Below are 567 nucleotides of genomic sequence, written 5' to 3' on the forward strand. Positions count from 1 at the left end.
GTTGGCGGTTTCTTCCTCCCACGGCTGGTGGTAGGCCGCGGCGAGTTCGTCGGCGTGGGCGGCGGCCGGGTCGCCGATGGTGGCCAGCAGGACGATCAGTTCGCCGGTGCCGTTGCCGTCCCGGTCGGGCACGTCGTCTTCCACGACCCGGACCAGGTGGGCGTCGGTCGGGTCGAGCGCTTCACCGGCCCGGGCCGCCGCCAGCAGACGCGCCCGGCGGGCACCCTGCACACGCGGGTTGATCAGCAGGGTCAGGTAGGTCCCATCGGCCAGCACCGTCACGACGGGGAGGACCAGGCCGGTCGGGGCCCGCCACAGCAACGCCGCCCCGGTCCCGGCGGCCTGACCCCCGCCGACCGCATCGACTGGATTCTCGACACCGCCTGGGAAAAGCGACTTACCGGCGCCGCGCCGCCACCGTCGAAACCGGATTCGGACAGGTTAAAAACAACCGCGACATCCGCCAGTTCATCTGCGTCGGCCTGGCTGCCGCCGACGCCGAATGGAAACTCATCACCCTCACCGACAACATCGCGAAACTGTTCCGCAGAACGCTGTCCGGACCAG

At 70.0% G+C, this 567-nt stretch carries 1 protein-coding gene and 1 pseudogene; one reads left to right on the forward strand and one right to left on the reverse strand.

Going from position 1 to position 567, the window contains the following annotated elements; genetic code table 11:
- Positions 1-321: pseudogene (locus U9983_RS22625) on the reverse strand (transposase); the annotation flags it as partial.
- Positions 322-383: 62 nt separating this feature from the next.
- Between U9983_RS22625 and U9983_RS28060 the strand changes: the two are divergent.
- A partial coding sequence (locus tag U9983_RS28060; protein WP_416211487.1) for a transposase occupies positions 384-567 on the forward strand: 184 nt, incomplete at its 3' end.

It is taken from the genome of Protofrankia sp. Cas3 (assembly GCF_963555955.1).
Classification (GTDB): domain Bacteria; phylum Actinomycetota; class Actinomycetes; order Frankiales; family Frankiaceae; genus Protofrankia.